Raw genomic sequence first — 15,008 nt, forward strand, 5'->3', positions numbered from 1 at the left:
GATAATGATCAGTTTTAGTGGCATAGAAAAAACATATCAATTGGGCTCTCAAGACGTTAAAGCGTTGAAAAAGGTCGAGGGCTTTATTATTAAAGGCAGCATGGTGGCTCTATGCGGCCCATCAGGTTCAGGAAAAAGCACCTTACTCAATATACTTGGCCTGTTAGATATGGATTATAAAGGCAAGATCAGAATGGATGGACAAGCTTATCCTAAAGATCCCATTAAAGCTGCCACGTTACGTCGTCACAAATTAGGTTTCGTATTTCAACGCTTTAATCTAGTGCCAGTGATGACCGCTTTAGAGAACGTTGCCTATCCGCTGCATTTAAATGGCTACAATCGAGAAGATCAAAAACGCTTAGCCACTGAAATGTTAGAAAGAGTAGGCCTTGGCAATTTTATTCATCACCGACCAGACAATCTTTCTGGTGGACAGCAGCAACGTGTCGCCATTGCTCGTGCGTTGGTTCATAAACCAAGTTTAGTCATTGCCGACGAACCAACGGCGAGCCTAGATAGCCACACGGCAGAAAAAGTGATTGATATTATGAAAGCGTTAGGCAAAGAAATGGAAACCACCTTTATTATTGCGACGCATGATTACCGAATGGCGCAGCATTGTGATGCCAGTATAAATTTACTTGATGGCACGATCAGTAAGGAGACTATCTCATGGACAAGTTAATGGCCTTAGTTCCTGATTCATTGCGTCTTGCTTGGTTGAACTTATTGCGTAATGGACGCCGTAGTGCGCTTTCAATTCTTATTATTACTATTGCCGTTTTTGCGCTAACCAGTGCGGGCGGTTTTGGTTTATATACTTATGATTCATTGAAAGAATCGACAGCAAGAGACACTGGACACCTTACTCTAAGTCAGCCGGGTTATTTTGAAAGTGATGAAGAGATGCCGCTTAGTAATGGACTTTCAGATACTTCAAGTTTAATTAATAAAATCATGAAACACGATGAAGTAAGAGGAGTGCAACCGCGTATTTATTTTACAGGGTTAATCTCTAACGGGATAAAGTCGACCATATTTATGGGAACGGGTGTCAACGATCGTGAGTTTGATATGAAAGGTCCATTTCTAGACATGAGATCAGGAAAAACCTTAATGGATATTACATCGAGTCGATATGACGTGATGGAACCTGAGATTATGCTCGGAGTGGATTTAGCTAAAAATCTAAATGTGGGTATTGGTGATTGGGTTACTTTACTGGCAACGACCAGTGAGGGTGCGTTGAATGCGTTTGATTTTAAAGTACATGGAATTTATTCCACAGGGGTTCCAGAATTAGATAAACGTCAGCTGTATATTCACATTGACTCAGCCCAAGAGCTGTTGATTTCAGATAAAGTGAGTACATTATCCGTCTTTCTGTTCGATACCGAGCAAACAGAGCTTATGCACCAACGATTAAATGAAGAAGTAAAAATTACACAACAAGATATTGAAATTACCCCATGGCAAGACAGAGCCTTCTTCTACAATAAAGTAAAAAGCCTTTATGATCTGATTTTTGGTGTGATGGGATTTGTGATGGGATTAGTCGTCTTTGTTGCGCTGTTTAATACCATGACAATGTCCGTGACTGAGCGAACTCGTGAAATTGGTACCTTATCCGCACTGGGAAGTTACCCAAATGAAATTATCCATTCATTCTTAAGAGAAGCGGGTTTACTTGCTGTCATTGGTGTGTTTTTGGGGGCGTTAACCACTGCGATTACCACCGCGTTTCTGATGGTTATTGATGTACAAATGCCACCACCTCCGGGCAGAACCGACGGTTATCCATTAAATATTTATTTCTCTTTTGAGTTAGTCGCTTACGCAGGTTTTGGTGTGATGTGTATTTGCCTGCTTGCTGCGTATTTATCCGCTCGCAAAGGAGTCAAAAAACCAATCACGGAGGCGCTTATCTATGTCTAAACTCAAATTATTACCTACATTATTTTTATTAATAGGTTTTCAATCTCCAGTGGTGGCGACAGAGCTTGACCAACCAACGATTAATCAACAAGAGTTGACTCAACCAGAAAAAGAAATTCGGGATAGCCAAATTAAACAAATGATTAAGGCGGCGGATGATTATCGATTAGATAATGCGGCCGCAAAAGTGGTATCAGAAGTATTACTGTATAAAAATAATGAGTTAGATAAAACACGTCAATACACGGTCTATATGCGAGAAAATAGAGAATCATTAGTGCTGTTTAATTCTCAAGTAGAAGCTGGGCAAAAGATGCTGATGTTAGGTGATAATTATTGGTTATTAATGCCTAAAAGTCGCCGGCCAATCCGTATTACGCCAATGCAGAAATTATTGGGAGAGGCGTCTGTCGGTGATATTTCAACGCTAACATGGAGTGATGATTATCAAGGGCAGTGGCAATTGAGTGAGTCACTGACATTAGAGAATGGTAAGCAGGTGCAAACTGAAAAACTCAAATTAAATGCCATTACTAAAGGCGCGAGTTATTTCACTATTGATTTATGGTTAGAACAGGGAACTCATTTTCCAATCAAAGCTGATTTGTATCTACGTTCAGGGAGAATGGCGAAAGAAGCGTGGTTTATTAAAGGGATTAGAGAAGGAGAAACTAAAGTAATCTCGATGGTATTAAATGATCGGATCCAAACAAACCAAAAAACCGTCATTGAATACAAAGAAATTGTACCAACAGATATTGCGGATAAATATTACAACCCCGCTTATCTATCTCGCACCAAACAATTGGATTTGTAACAATGAGCAGGGTTATTAAATCTGTACTACTCGTTAGCGCTGGTTTTTTTTCTGCCACGTTGTCAGCGTCGGACTTTACGTTTGAATGGGATTGGATGCTCAGTGCCGAAACGGTTCAACAAAGAGAGACGGCTTTCTCTCCAATAACAGATAACGAGCATCAAGAGTCATTCAATGGTTTATTAGATGTTCAGATTGGCTATCAAGATTGGAATGCGGTGGTGGCACTGAAAGGTAATGATCTCTATTACCACTCAAGCCTTGAGTATCAAGATAAAAGTGCAGAAGCGGAATTGATTATCAGTGAACTGTTTTGGCAAAGTAGTGTTGATATTGCCAATACATCATTGGATTTACAACTAGGTAAAGTCCGAGTCGATTGGGGCGTTGGCTATGGTTACCGACCGTTAGATATATTCACGCCATATCGTCGTAACCCAGTCGGCATTCAAGTAGAAGAAGGGGCGGGGGTAGCCTCGGTATCTTATTTTGATAACCAAGGCGAATGGTCATTAATCTATACCGATTCTTCATGGACACAACAACAAGGGAATGAGTTAGAAGAGCAAAGCGAACAGCAAGGGATAGGAATAAGACGTTATGCGTTAATGGGAGATACCGAATACCAATGGGTCGCTTATTACGATGACGTTCGGCAAGGATTAGTGGGGGTAAGTGTCGTGACGGTGCTTGATGCTGCGTGGGAGTTTCATGGCTCGGCCGTGTATCAATTAAAGTATCTTTCTTATCAGCAGCCTAGTATCACGCTTTATCCTGTCACCTTAAAAAAAGAAGAAAATGCATATCAAGCCTTAGTCGGATTTACGTGGGCAAATGCCGTAGGCAATAGTATTGTCTTAGAATATTGGTATGACAGCCGAGCATGGAGCAAAAGCGATTGGAATAATGCGTTTATTGTGGCAACGCCATCGTATCAACAAGGCTTTAATCAGGCGAATATGGTTCAACATAACATGATGTTTCATTGGAGCCTAGATCCTAACGCATGGTCAACATGGCAATGGAGCCAAAACATATCATGGCTAAGTCAATTTACCCCAACATTTGATGTGCTTTACTCACCAGAAGATAATGGCGTGATAGCAACGCAGTGGTTAAATTATTTACTGCATGACTCGGGTGATTCCAGTATTGAAATGGAACTTGCCGCGCGTTTTTTAACAGGAAAAAGCGATTCTGCGTATGCAAACCTACCAGATAAGCATATGATCTTACTGAACCTAAAAGGAAGATTTTAATGGTTACAATAAACAAACAAAAAGAGCCAACGTTTAGATTACTAAAAAGCTTTTCTATCACCACGGTATTTTGCATTATTATTGCGATGGTAACGAGTAATCTTTGGCCATCACCATTTTATGAACATATCATTATTAGCCTTGGTTATGGCTATAGTGCAATTTTGTCTGCGTACATATTAGATAAACTTTTCCCGATGATTAGAAAAGTGTACTCAAGCGCGATAGCCATGGTATTCACTGTTATTTTTGGCACACTGCACGCTTTTATATGGCTTAAAAAATACGATGACTTTTCAACGATAGAAGCGCTTAAACCCGTAGTGCTATTAGGACTTATATTTTCAATAATCTGTTTTTACTATTTTCATACTAATGAACAAAAACTATTAGCAGAACAAGAATTAGAAGTGGCTAAGCGTAAGCAATCAGAACAAGAAAAAGCACTAGTACTTAGCCAGTTGAGCCAATTACAAAGTCAAATAGAACCGCATTTCTTATTTAATACACTTGCCAATATTAGTGCGTTAATTGAGCTAGACAATAATAAAGCGAAGCTGATGTTAGAAAAACTAACCGATTTACTGCGAGGTACGTTAAAAACAAGCCGTAAACCATTAATCAGCTTAGAACAAGAGACCGAATTACTCAGCGCCTATTTAGCAATTCAGCAAATCCGGTTAGGTGAAAGATTAAACTATGACATCGATAATCCGTTGATTGACTCATTGTCATTACCCCCATTATTAATCCAACCCCTAGTTGAAAATGCCATTACACATAGTATTGAACCTAAGGCGAGTGGTGGACAAGTTAAGGTAAAGTTTAAGCAACTTGATGGTATCTTTAAGGTTACAATCTCTAATAATGGGTTAGGTTTAAATTCAACGTGTTCTACTGCGGGTAATGGCATGAGTCTGAATAATATAAAACAGAGATTACAGGATTTGTTTGAAGGTAAAGCATCGTTAACTATCACTGAAAACAAGCAAGGTGGCGTAACCACGGAGTTATCAATACCCATGGAATGTTTAGAACAACTGAATAAGGAATATTCATGAATCAATCGACTACCGCTATTATTGCTGACGATGAACCTTTATTACGTTTTCATCTTGAAAAAATGCTCTCGGATTTATGGTTAGATTTAGAGATTGTCGCTACCTGTGCTAATGGTAAAGAAGCGCTCGAAGCAATAGAGTTGCATCAACCAGACGTAGTTTTTCTGGATATTAAAATGCCAGAGTTAGATGGCATGACATTAGCGACTCAACTGCAAAAATCGGCCACGCCACCTTTGATTACGTTCATTACAGCGTATGATGAGTTTGCAATAAAAGCCTTTGAAAATAATGCGATAGATTATGTATTAAAGCCAATATCAGAAACAAGGCTAGCGGTAACGTGTGAAAAGATACAACAGAGAATTGTTCAACAAAGGCTCTCTAAACAAAGAAGTTCATCAGATCCTTTGATAGAAGTCCAAAACAGCCCACACCAAACCATACTTAGTGATTTGTTAATTCAAATACAGCAGTTGTCTGCTCAAAAAACGCCAGATTATTTAACTTGGATTAAAGCCTATCAAGGAGAAGATTTACACCTAATCTCTATCTATGATGTGCTTTATTTTAAAGCAGAAGATAAATATGTTTCTGTTTATGCCCAACAAGAAAATAATAAAGTAACCGAGTATTTGATCCGTTGTTCTCTTAAGGAGTTACAGCAGAAAATAAATCCGGATCATTTTTGGCATATTCATCGTTCAAGTATTGTGAACGTAGCTAAAATAGACAAAGTAAAAAAAGATCTGTTAGGGCATTTGCACGTTCATATTGGTGGGGTGAAATTGTCAGTAAGCCGAAATGCTCAAAGCCTGTTTAAAGGCATGTAAAAAGCGAGAGTGTGAGTGTAACGCCCCATTTCTACAGCATAACTATCAATAGAAGGTAATCTAATAGATAAGCAACAGGGCGCTACAAGGGTGGTTCAATAGTCTTTGTAGTAAGCTATAAGCATCTAACTACAGTCTTACAACGATACTCTGATACGGTGTAAGTACTAGGTGTGATCCTAAATGAGTGACAGGATCCAGATTTGCAATTAAGCATTCAACTTCTTTATCCGTTAAATGTTCAGGCAGAGTTAACGTCTGAGACTCAGCAGTAAAGTTATTTAGCACGACTAAATGTTGATCGGCATCTTTACGTTCATAAGCAAATACCGCAGGGTGATCTTCAAACAGTGGAATGAAATCACCATACACAATTACAGGATTCTGTTTTCTCAGTGCGATCAGCTTTTGGTAATGATAAAAAATAGAATCGGTATCTTCCAAAGCTACGGCCACGTTTATCTCAGGGAAATTCGGGTTCAATGAGATCCAAGGCGATCCTTGAGTAAAACCAGCGTGGGCAGAATCATCCCAATGCATTGGTGTACGCGCGTTATCACGACTGTTAGCATGAATGCCTTTCATCATGGTCTCATGACTAACGCCAGAGTCAGTTTTTACTTTATAGAAGTTCAGCGTTTCAATGTCTTTGTACTCTTCTAACGTATCAAATGCCACGTTAGTCATACCAATCTCTTCACCTTGGAAGATATACGGTGTTCCCTTCAATAAATGCAGGGTTGTTGCTAACATTTTTGCGGACTCAACACGATATTGACCATCACAACCGTACTTAGAAACAACACGAGGCAAATCGTGATTATTCCAAAACAGTGAGTTCCAACCATTATTGCTTAACTCAAGCTGCCATTTAATCATCACTTGCTTAAAGGCATTAAGATCTAACGGTTTTGGTTTCCACTTATCGCCGTCTTCCCATAACAAAGTAATGTGCTCAAACTGGAACACCATTGATAACTCATTACGAGCAGGGTTACTATAAAGCTGCGCGGTTTCTGGCGTGGCATCCCACGTTTCACCTACGGTTAATAAGTCTTTATTACCAAACGTCGCTTGATTCATCTGTTGAAGAAGCGGATGTAAACGATCGCCATTACCCGTGATCTTTTTATCGATTTCTTTACCAATTAAATCAATCACATCTAAACGGAAGCCACCAATACCTTGGTCGATCCACCAATTCATCATATCAAACACTTTTTGGTGAACCGCAGGGTTTTCCCAGTTTAAATCTGGCTGACGTTTTGAGAATAGATGGAAATAGTATTGCTGATTTTCCTCATCCCACTCCCACGCCGTACCACCAAAAATAGAGCCTAAATCACTTGGTGCTTCACCGTTTTCACCCGCATCACGCCAGATATAAAAATCACGATATTCACTGTTTTTGTTGTTTTTTGCTTCAACAAACCAAGGGTGTTCATCTGAGGTATGGTTAACCACCAAATCCATCACGATTTTAATGCCACGTTGTTCCGCTTTTTGCATTAATTCACGCATGTCATCCATGCTACCAAATTCAGCAGCAATGGCTTGATAATCAGAGATATCATAGCCATTGTCATCCATCGGAGACTGATAAACAGGAGAGAGCCAAATAACGTCGATACCAAGTGTCGTTAAGTAATCGAGCTTGCTGATAATACCTTGAAGATCACCAATACCATCATTATTTGAATCACAAAAGCTGCGTGGGTAAATTTGATATACCACACTGTTATGCCACCAACGTTTTTCCATCTTGATATCCAATATTCATTAAAGAAAGTAAAACTAATATAGCGAAATTAAATCGGTATGAATAATTGATAATTTGAACTCTGATATAGAAAAAATTTATATCACGAGTATGGTAGAGGCGATACTTACTATGGATTATCATGATGGAAAAGCAGTACCGTTACTTTTATGAGGTGGCTCGCCAAGGCAGTATTAAAGCCGCGGCGGATAAATTGTTCATTAGTCAACCAACACTCACAACGGCAATCAAAAAATTAGAAGATGTACTTGGCACATTATTGTTTCATCGAAAATCTAAAGGAGTTGAATTAACCAGTGCTGGCTGGGTCTACTATCGTTATGTACAAGATATTTATGAAAAACACGGCCAGATGATGCATCAACTCTCTGACATGAAAGCCCGTAGCCAAGGTAAAATTAAAATTGGGATTGGTGAAGCGTGGTGGGAGTGTTTTGCCGCGGATGTTATTAAAAAATTTATAGAGACTCATCCCAATAATTCACTCTACATTGAGTTTGGTAATGGATTATCAATGCTAAGTCATTTGCTTAATGGTGATATTGATCTCTTTATTGGTCATGAAATAGAAAATATTGATTCTCGTAACCGAGTGCGTTTTATTCCCTTATTTACAGAGCGTGAATCTTTATATGTTCGAGAAGGGCACCCATTATTAAATGATGAGGCGTTAAGCCTGCATGATTACCCACAAATAAAAGTTACGCCAGACCACACTAGAGACGGGAAAGTTCTGAATGATAAAGGGGCCGAGACTTTTGCAATTAAAGCACAGCAAGTCAAAGTGGTTTATGAATTAGACTCGTTAAAAGCCAGTATTGATATGCTTAAAATGAGCGATTCGATTATGCCTTATACCGATAAAATTAAAGAAAAAATGAAAGATCAGAACATTGCTACATTACCAATTACAGATCATCGACAAGGCGTCGTCGGGATTTATTCAAATACCGAAGTATTGTCCGAAAATATGGAGTACTTAGTGAATTTATTTAAGCAATAAACAAAGGAGTAGGTAAATAAAGTAAAGATCATTCTAAGATGAACTAGAATTAATTAAATATATGCTACTGTAGCAATAATATAAACATTAATGAGAGTCACTATCATGTCGAGCACTGCTCATTGGAGAAATCCAAAAACCTTTCTTATTTTAATCTCGATTGTCGTTCCTATCGCATTTTCGGCTTGGAGTGCTTTGCTCAATAACTTTGTGATTGAAAAGGCCGCTTTTACAGGTGCCGATATTGGTTTACTGCAAAGTGTACGTGAGATCCCTGGGTTTTTAGCGTTTACCGCTGTTTTCGTCCTTCTTTTTCTTCGTGAACAAAAATTCATGATCCTTTCTTTAGTGATGTTGGCTGCGGGTGTAGCAATTACAGGCTTCTTCCCGAGTGTTTATGGATTGTTGTGCACTACGTTATTAATGTCGACGGGGTTCCATTATTTTGAAACCTTAAAACAGTCATTATCTCTGCAATGGTTTACGAAAGAAGAAGCGCCTGAAATGTTAGGTAAACTAATTTCAGTGGGAGCGTTGGCCTCTTTATGTACGTATGGGGCGTTGTGGGTATTACTTGAAGTTATACAGCTAGAGTTTAAATGGATTTACTTGATTGCAGGCTCTGTTGCTTTGGGTATCATTATCTTTATGTGGTTCGCTTTTCCTGAATTTAAAAGTGAAACGCCTCAAACTAAAAAGCTAGTACTGCGTAAACGTTACTGGCTGTATTATGCATTAACTTTTATGAGTGGCGCCCGTCGTCAGATATTCACTGTTTTTGCTGGTTTTTTAATGGTAGAAAAATTTGGGTATTCAGCCGCAGATATCACCTTATTGTTCCTCGCTAACTACGCATTTAACTGGCTATTTGCTAAAAAAATCGGTCGTTGGATTGGTGTCGTTGGAGAACGTAAAGCGTTGATGTTTGAATACGGTGGCTTAATTTGTGTATTTGTTGGCTATGCCGTAGTACAAACGGCAGAAGTAGCTGCGGCATTATACATTATTGACCATTTGTTCTTCGCGTTAGCGCTTGCTATTAAAACGTATTTCCAAAAAATTGCTGATCCTGCTGATATGGCTTCTACCGCCGGTGTGGCATTTACGATAAACCATATAGCAGCAGTCATTATTCCGGTAAGTTTTGGTTTGGTATGGTTAGTGTCTCCTGCTGCGGTATTTTATGTAGGCGCAGGAATGGCATTATTATCCTTAATATTGTCTTTAAACATACCTCAAGCACCAACTGAAGGAAATGAAACTCGCATTTTAAAGTGGAACTGATTAAAGTAATGCCATTGCATAAATTAAAAGGAAGTTGCATGAATACAATTACTCATGATCTTGAAAACAAATGCTATCAAATCACTTTAGAAGGGGATCAAGTCGCTAAAGTGTATTATGAAAAGAAAGGTCATATTCTAGATGTCATAAGCACCCGTATTCCTGATGAGTTACAAGGGAAGGGGTATGGAAAAGTGATGATGGAATCGTTTCTCTCTGAAATGAAAGCGTCTAACTTACAGATAGTACCGGTGTGTTCTTATGTTGTTCATTACATGAATCGAAATGAGCAATGGCAATTCTTAGTTGCGAAATAATTAAATCAAATAAAGCCTAGTTCAATTGAGCTAGGCTTTATTTTTATCTATCTAATTGAACAGAAAAAAGGATGGAAAAGATGTCTCTACAAGCGTTTATTGAAAGGTTAAATACTCAGCCAGAATTGGTAGATTTTTCAGACACAATGTCAGTGATTGACGCGAATTATGATTTTATACCAACGGAGTTTTCTAATGGAAATACCGTTAGTGAAGCAGGGCAGAATAATGGGTCGTGTAAGATCTTTGCTTTCGCTCAATTAAATCAATTGACGGTTGAGCAAACGTTGACTTGCTTTGGTCAATATTATCGTGACGATGTGTTACAAAACCCAACCAATGACGATCACCAAAATATACGTAACTTTATGGTGACGGGTTGGAGTGGTATTCAATTTAAAAGTGAAGCATTAAAACTTAAATAACCCTATATAGAAACCAATAAAGAGAGACCATAATGATCAAACTTGCTGTTATTGGAACAAGCTGGATTACTGAACGTTTTATTGCGGGGGCGATAGCGTCAGGAAAATATGAATTAAAAGCGGTGTATTCTCGTTCATTAGAACAAGCAAAAGCGTTTGCAGAGAAGTTTACGGTAGAACTGGCTTTTGATAACTTAGATCAATTGGCTGAGTGCCGTGAGATTGATACGGTATATATTGCGAGCCCTAACTCTTATCACGCGCCACAATCAATTCAAATGATGAAACAGGGCAAACACGTTATCTGTGAAAAGCCAATGGCATCAAATTACACCCAAGCACAACTTGCCTATAAAACAGCAGAAGAAAATAATGTGGTTCTGTTTGAGGCGTTTATGTCTCCGTATTTACCTAATTTTCAAGTAATGAAAGCGCAATTACCAAGCCTAGGATCAATCAGAAAAGCGCACATTACCTATTGTCAGTATTCTTCCCGTTACCCAAAATATCTAAATGGTGAAAACCCTAACACCTTTAATCCTGAGTTCTCTAACGGTTCTATTATGGATATTGGTTTTTACTGTGTGGGCTCTATGATTGAGTTATTTGGTGAACCTAAATCTATTCAAGCACAAGCGCACTTATTGGATTCAGGTGTTGATGGTAACGGCAGTATCATTTGTGGTTACGATGGCTTTGATGTCGTTGTCATGCACTCTAAAACAAGTGATTCTTATGTGCCAAGTGAGATCCAAGGTGAGAATGGAGCCATTTTGGCTGATATGATCTCTATCGGTGAGAAAATCACAAAAATCACTCGTGGTGGAAAAACCGAAAATTTAACCGTGGAGCAGAATGACAACCCAATGATCTATGAAGCACTTAAATTTGCAGAACAAGTTGAAGCCAACCAAATGGATAAACATGCGGTTGAACGTTCATTATTGATTTCGAAAGTAACGACAGAGATCCGTAAGCAGACCGGCGTTGTTTTCCCTGCGGATAGCTAGTGTTTTTACTTAACTATTTTTAATAAAAAAGCCGAATAATATTACATTATCCGGCTTTTTTATAGTCTACAGAATGCTTTATTCAAATGATTTATTAGTGATATATCCTTATGTTAACGATGAGTGTTGATAAGATGCTAGGTTAATGTTTTGTATAAATAAGATTAATTTTTAAGATGATGTTTTTTAGTGTTTACATAACCAAGTTAAGTATATATAGTCATAAATAGTGAATTTATATTTAATTTGTTTTATGCAGTAGCAAAAGGAATATCGTTATGGAACAGACAGACATTACCTCCCTTATCCCCATTGTAATTACACTTTTTATTTCTCTGACCACGAAAAATGTGGTCGTTGGTTTATTCGCGGGCGTACTTAGTGGTGTCGCCATGATTAATGGATTGTTCATTCATGGTGACCCTTTAGAAACGTTCGGTGTGATGATAAAAAGTTATATTTCGCCACAGTTAACGGACAGCTATAATGCTGGTGTTATCGTATTACTTGTTTTTATTGGTGGCTTTGTTGCATTGATGGAAAAATCAGGAGGAGGCTATGCATTTGCAGATAAGGTAACTACGTGGGTTAAGAGTAAATTCCAAGCTCAAACATCAGCATGGCTGGGTGGAATAATCATTTTCTTTTCTGATCTAGGCACTCCTTTAATTGTCGGTCCCGTTTTTCGTCCTCTTTTCGACAAATTAAAAATATCTCGTCAAAAATTGGCTTTCATTATTGATTCAACGTCATCTCCTGTTGCTATTTTAATCCCTTTTATTGGATGGGGTGTTTATATCATGGGATTAATTCAAAAAGAGTTTACCGCGCTAAATGTTGAACTATCAGATTGGGATGCATTTATTGGCGCAATTCCATTTCAGTTCTATGCCATTTTAGCGATTGCGATAGTTCCTCTTGTTGCTTTTAAAAAACTGGATTTTGGTCCGATGGCAAAAGCAGAATATGCCGCTGAAAAAGGTAATATACACATTTCATCAGAAGTATCTAAAGAGATATTTACGCATAAAAATGCAAAAGCATCATTTGTATGGGCGCCATTACTTGTTATGGGATTAGTATTAGGCTTTATGCTTGTGCCTTTAGGTTTCCCGTTTGAGAAAGTATCAGGTTCAGTATTTCGTTCTGCACTTTCAACTGCCTATTTCTTTGCGGCGGCGACGTTAATTTGTCTTATGGCTGTTTATAAAGTAAGAAATTGGTCGGAAGGCATTTCTGTCTATATGAAAGGCATGGGTAATATGATGCAAGTCGCAATTATCTTGATCCTTGCTTGGTCATTAAGCTCAGTTGGTAAAGAGTTAGGGACGGCAGCTTATATTGCAGAGCAAGCACAAAATGGTTTCCCTCATTGGTTAGTTCCTGCGGTTGCATTTTTATTAGCAGCAATCATTTCTTTTGCTACAGGATCGTCATGGGGAACGTTTGCCATCATGATGCCTTTAGTTATTTCAACAGCACTTGCTATTGATGCTCCATTATACGCGTGCATTGGTGCGGTGTTATCTGGTGGTTTATTTGGTGACCATTGTTCCCCGATATCTGAGACGACCATTTTATCGTCGACAGGGGCTGGGTGTGATCAGTTTGAGCATTTTAAAACTCAATTGCCTTATGCCTTATTAAACGGTGGAATTGCTTTAGTCAGTTTTGTTATTGCGGGTCTTATTGAAAATCCATTAATTTTTGTATTCGCTTTGGTAGCGCAAGTTACTTTGGTGTTTATATTCGCTAGATTAACATCTGTTAATATCACCAATGAAAATAAGGTTGTGACCAGTTAGACTAGGCCTTTTATATTATTGTAGTGAGTTGAACGGTCCTTTGTTGGGCCGTTTTTTGTTTTAAATAAAATAAGTAATTTTAAATGTAATTAAGAGGTTGGAGACTTACAAAAACAAGAGACGTCGACCTAGGAAGTTAAGAGTGATAGGGAATAGAGTTTGACTGAGGAACCTATTCATATTTATTATTAGATTGAGTTAGATACGATAGAGAGCTTATTTGGTTCAAACAAAAGTGAAATACGCTCCGTTTCTGGGCATGCACTGCCACATATTTGGTTACCTTACAAAATAGCAGGACAACCTCAAACGCTTTATGCATACCATAGCTTGTCACAGATGACTGATGATCAATTGTCTGAGTTAGCCAGCAACCCTGAGTCTATGGCGCAGTTAATTGAAGGGATGGATAACTATACAGAATCACAACAACTTATTAATGATGGCGTTTCCATTATTGCACTTCAACCGACACTTTCTTATCAAACTTTACCATCATCAATTGAAAAGCAAAATGAACAAGGAATTGCGACTTTGCTTATATCATCCCCACAAAATGAAATTATTTTTGCTTATTGGCATCATTCCATTGTCGATGAACCTGATGACTACTTTGAATTATGTAATACAGAGCACGAGTGGTCACAAAAAGTCTACTTAGCGCAACCATCTGTACTTGATGATGGTTATCAATCCATTCGATTCACGGGTTGGCCGAGTGAGGTTGAAACCGTCACGTTAAAGCGCGTAAACAAAGGCAATGAATATCACCCTGAACAACCGCCAATCATTATTTATCAAGACATCGCAATCAAAGAATTAGTGTAGGGATACCATGAATTCAAAACACCTATGGACAGCATTAGTCGTATTTATTTTTTTAAACGGATGCAACCAAGAAGGATCATCTGCGCCTAGTACCGCAGTAGCCCCTCCAAAAACCGACATTGAATTGCTTAACGAGCAAGAGTGGGACGATAACCGTATTTATGTCACTAAAGACAACTACATCTTAATGAAAGAAGCCAATGGCACGATACCGGGAATAATGAAGCCCTGTTTTGTGGTGAATAGCGCCAAAGCATGGCCAAGAGAAGACCTGTCAAATGCGGACTCTTACGATTTACCGAGAGTAGATTTTAGGTGGAATAACGGGAAGCATGATGCTTATTCAGTAATGACAGAAAAACAGATTTACGAAGCGAGGGATAAGATTTGGAGTATCAAAACAGACGGTACGGATTTACGGTTAGTTACTGACTTTTTAGATGTTGTTCCGATGAATAAGCAGCATGAAGCAGTTCCAATACGAATGATGCGTCGTTCACCGAACAATCGTTATTTAGCTTGGAGTGACAGTGTAAATAAAGTAATTTTTGATTTAAAAACCCAAGAATCGATTGTATTAGGTTCTGACCTTGGACATTCTCAATTCCTCTGGGCGGAAGACAGCAGCTATCTGTATTTTGAAGACAG

At 38.5% G+C, this 15,008-nt stretch carries 14 protein-coding genes and 1 pseudogene; 14 read left to right on the forward strand and 1 reads right to left on the reverse strand.

The genetic code is table 11. The annotated features are described in order from the left end of the window. The first annotated feature begins 4 nt into the window (after positions 1 to 4). The 6 genes from A6E03_RS06560 to A6E03_RS06585 are packed head-to-tail and all read left to right on the forward strand — an operon-like array spanning position 5 to position 5,908. Positions 5 to 688 carry an ABC transporter ATP-binding protein gene (locus A6E03_RS06560; protein ID WP_065600449.1) on the forward strand — a complete coding sequence of 228 codons (684 nt, stop codon included), beginning with the start codon at positions 5 to 7 and terminating at the stop codon, positions 686 to 688. Next, a complete protein-coding gene (locus tag A6E03_RS06565; protein ID WP_065600450.1) occupies positions 676 to 1,938 on the forward strand; it encodes an FtsX-like permease family protein in 1,263 nt (420 codons plus the stop codon). The genes A6E03_RS06560 and A6E03_RS06565 overlap by 13 nt, the downstream gene beginning before the upstream one ends. Beyond that, a complete protein-coding gene (locus A6E03_RS06570) occupies positions 1,931 to 2,755 on the forward strand; it encodes an outer membrane lipoprotein-sorting protein (RefSeq protein ID WP_065593509.1) in 825 nt (274 codons plus the stop codon). Before A6E03_RS06565 ends, A6E03_RS06570 begins: the two co-directional genes overlap by 8 nt. A 2-nt stretch (positions 2,756 to 2,757) precedes the next feature. Then, positions 2,758 to 4,014: a hypothetical protein gene (locus A6E03_RS06575; protein WP_065593510.1), complete on the forward strand. Its 1,257-nt coding sequence runs from the start codon at positions 2,758 to 2,760 to the stop codon at positions 4,012 to 4,014. Next, complete coding sequence (locus tag A6E03_RS06580) at positions 4,014 to 5,075, forward strand: sensor histidine kinase (RefSeq protein WP_065600451.1); 1,062 nt, start codon at positions 4,014 to 4,016, stop codon at positions 5,073 to 5,075. The genes A6E03_RS06575 and A6E03_RS06580 overlap by 1 nt, the downstream gene beginning before the upstream one ends. Beyond that, entirely contained in the window at positions 5,072 to 5,908 is an 837-nt protein-coding gene (locus A6E03_RS06585; protein WP_065600452.1) for a LytTR family DNA-binding domain-containing protein, read from the forward strand. Before A6E03_RS06580 ends, A6E03_RS06585 begins: the two co-directional genes overlap by 4 nt. Positions 5,909 to 6,037: 129 nt before the next feature. Here A6E03_RS06585 and A6E03_RS06590 read toward each other — a convergent pair whose 3' ends face one another. Further along, positions 6,038 to 7,669 (reverse strand): alpha-glucosidase, encoded by a 1,632-nt coding sequence (locus A6E03_RS06590; protein ID WP_065593513.1) that lies wholly within the window; start codon positions 7,667 to 7,669, stop codon positions 6,038 to 6,040. A gap of 143 nt (positions 7,670 to 7,812) precedes the next feature. On the opposite strand from A6E03_RS06590, the gene A6E03_RS06595 reads away from it, so the two are divergent. The 8 genes and pseudogenes from A6E03_RS06595 to A6E03_RS06630 all read left to right on the forward strand — a co-directional run. Further along, positions 7,813 to 8,691, forward strand: coding sequence for a LysR family transcriptional regulator (locus A6E03_RS06595; protein ID WP_065600453.1), 879 nt, complete (start codon positions 7,813 to 7,815; stop codon positions 8,689 to 8,691). A 105-nt stretch (positions 8,692 to 8,796) separates the two neighbouring features. Beyond that, positions 8,797 to 9,975, forward strand: coding sequence for an MFS transporter (locus A6E03_RS06600; protein ID WP_065600454.1), 1,179 nt, complete (start codon positions 8,797 to 8,799; stop codon positions 9,973 to 9,975). A 38-nt stretch (positions 9,976 to 10,013) separates the two neighbouring features. Continuing rightward, positions 10,014 to 10,292, forward strand: coding sequence for a GNAT family N-acetyltransferase (locus A6E03_RS06605; RefSeq protein ID WP_065593516.1), 279 nt, complete (start codon positions 10,014 to 10,016; stop codon positions 10,290 to 10,292). A gap of 80 nt (positions 10,293 to 10,372) precedes the next feature. Continuing rightward, on the forward strand, positions 10,373 to 10,717 hold the full coding sequence (locus A6E03_RS06610; RefSeq protein WP_065600455.1) for a HopJ type III effector protein: 345 nt from the start codon (positions 10,373 to 10,375) through the stop codon (positions 10,715 to 10,717). 32 nt (positions 10,718 to 10,749) lie between these two features. Then, positions 10,750 to 11,727, forward strand: a complete 978-nt coding sequence (locus A6E03_RS06615) for a Gfo/Idh/MocA family protein (RefSeq protein ID WP_065600456.1) — start codon at positions 10,750 to 10,752, stop codon at positions 11,725 to 11,727. 278 nt (positions 11,728 to 12,005) lie between these two features. Further along, the gene (locus tag A6E03_RS06620; protein WP_065600457.1) at positions 12,006 to 13,532 is read left to right on the forward strand and encodes a Na+/H+ antiporter NhaC family protein; all 1,527 of its coding nucleotides are present in this window, start codon (positions 12,006 to 12,008) and stop codon (positions 13,530 to 13,532) included. A gap of 339 nt (positions 13,533 to 13,871) precedes the next feature. Next, positions 13,872 to 14,360 carry a hypothetical protein gene (locus A6E03_RS06625; protein ID WP_255310600.1) on the forward strand — a complete coding sequence of 163 codons (489 nt, stop codon included), beginning with the start codon at positions 13,872 to 13,874 and terminating at the stop codon, positions 14,358 to 14,360. Positions 14,361 to 14,367: 7 nt separating this feature from the next. Further along, positions 14,368 to 15,008 (forward strand): annotated as a pseudogene (locus A6E03_RS06630) (hypothetical protein); the annotation flags it as partial.

Origin of the sequence: Aliivibrio sp. 1S128, assembly GCF_001691065.1 — a bacterium.
Taxonomy (GTDB): Bacteria; Pseudomonadota; Gammaproteobacteria; order Enterobacterales; family Vibrionaceae; genus Aliivibrio.

What these genes read in the sequence shown, in the direction of transcription:
- A6E03_RS06595 (WP_065600453.1), top strand. Translation starts at nt 7,813, where the DNA reads ATGGAAAAGCAGTACCGTTACTTTTATGAGGTGGCTCGCCAAGGCAGT.
- A6E03_RS06580 (WP_065600451.1), top strand. Translation starts at nt 4,014, where the DNA reads ATGGTTACAATAAACAAACAAAAAGAGCCAACGTTTAGATTACTAAAA.
- A6E03_RS06590 (WP_065593513.1), bottom strand. Translation starts at nt 7,669, where the DNA reads ATGGAAAAACGTTGGTGGCATAACAGTGTGGTATATCAAATTTACCCA.
- A6E03_RS06615 (WP_065600456.1), top strand. Translation starts at nt 10,750, where the DNA reads ATGATCAAACTTGCTGTTATTGGAACAAGCTGGATTACTGAACGTTTT.
- A6E03_RS06585 (WP_065600452.1), top strand. Translation starts at nt 5,072, where the DNA reads ATGAATCAATCGACTACCGCTATTATTGCTGACGATGAACCTTTATTA.
- A6E03_RS06610 (WP_065600455.1), top strand. Translation starts at nt 10,373, where the DNA reads ATGTCTCTACAAGCGTTTATTGAAAGGTTAAATACTCAGCCAGAATTG.
- A6E03_RS06605 (WP_065593516.1), top strand. Translation starts at nt 10,014, where the DNA reads ATGAATACAATTACTCATGATCTTGAAAACAAATGCTATCAAATCACT.
- A6E03_RS06565 (WP_065600450.1), top strand. Translation starts at nt 676, where the DNA reads ATGGACAAGTTAATGGCCTTAGTTCCTGATTCATTGCGTCTTGCTTGG.
- A6E03_RS06570 (WP_065593509.1), top strand. Translation starts at nt 1,931, where the DNA reads ATGTCTAAACTCAAATTATTACCTACATTATTTTTATTAATAGGTTTT.
- A6E03_RS06560 (WP_065600449.1), top strand. Translation starts at nt 5, where the DNA reads ATGATCAGTTTTAGTGGCATAGAAAAAACATATCAATTGGGCTCTCAA.
- A6E03_RS06575 (WP_065593510.1), top strand. Translation starts at nt 2,758, where the DNA reads ATGAGCAGGGTTATTAAATCTGTACTACTCGTTAGCGCTGGTTTTTTT.
- A6E03_RS06625 (WP_255310600.1), top strand. Translation starts at nt 13,872, where the DNA reads ATGACTGATGATCAATTGTCTGAGTTAGCCAGCAACCCTGAGTCTATG.
- A6E03_RS06600 (WP_065600454.1), top strand. Translation starts at nt 8,797, where the DNA reads ATGTCGAGCACTGCTCATTGGAGAAATCCAAAAACCTTTCTTATTTTA.
- A6E03_RS06620 (WP_065600457.1), top strand. Translation starts at nt 12,006, where the DNA reads ATGGAACAGACAGACATTACCTCCCTTATCCCCATTGTAATTACACTT.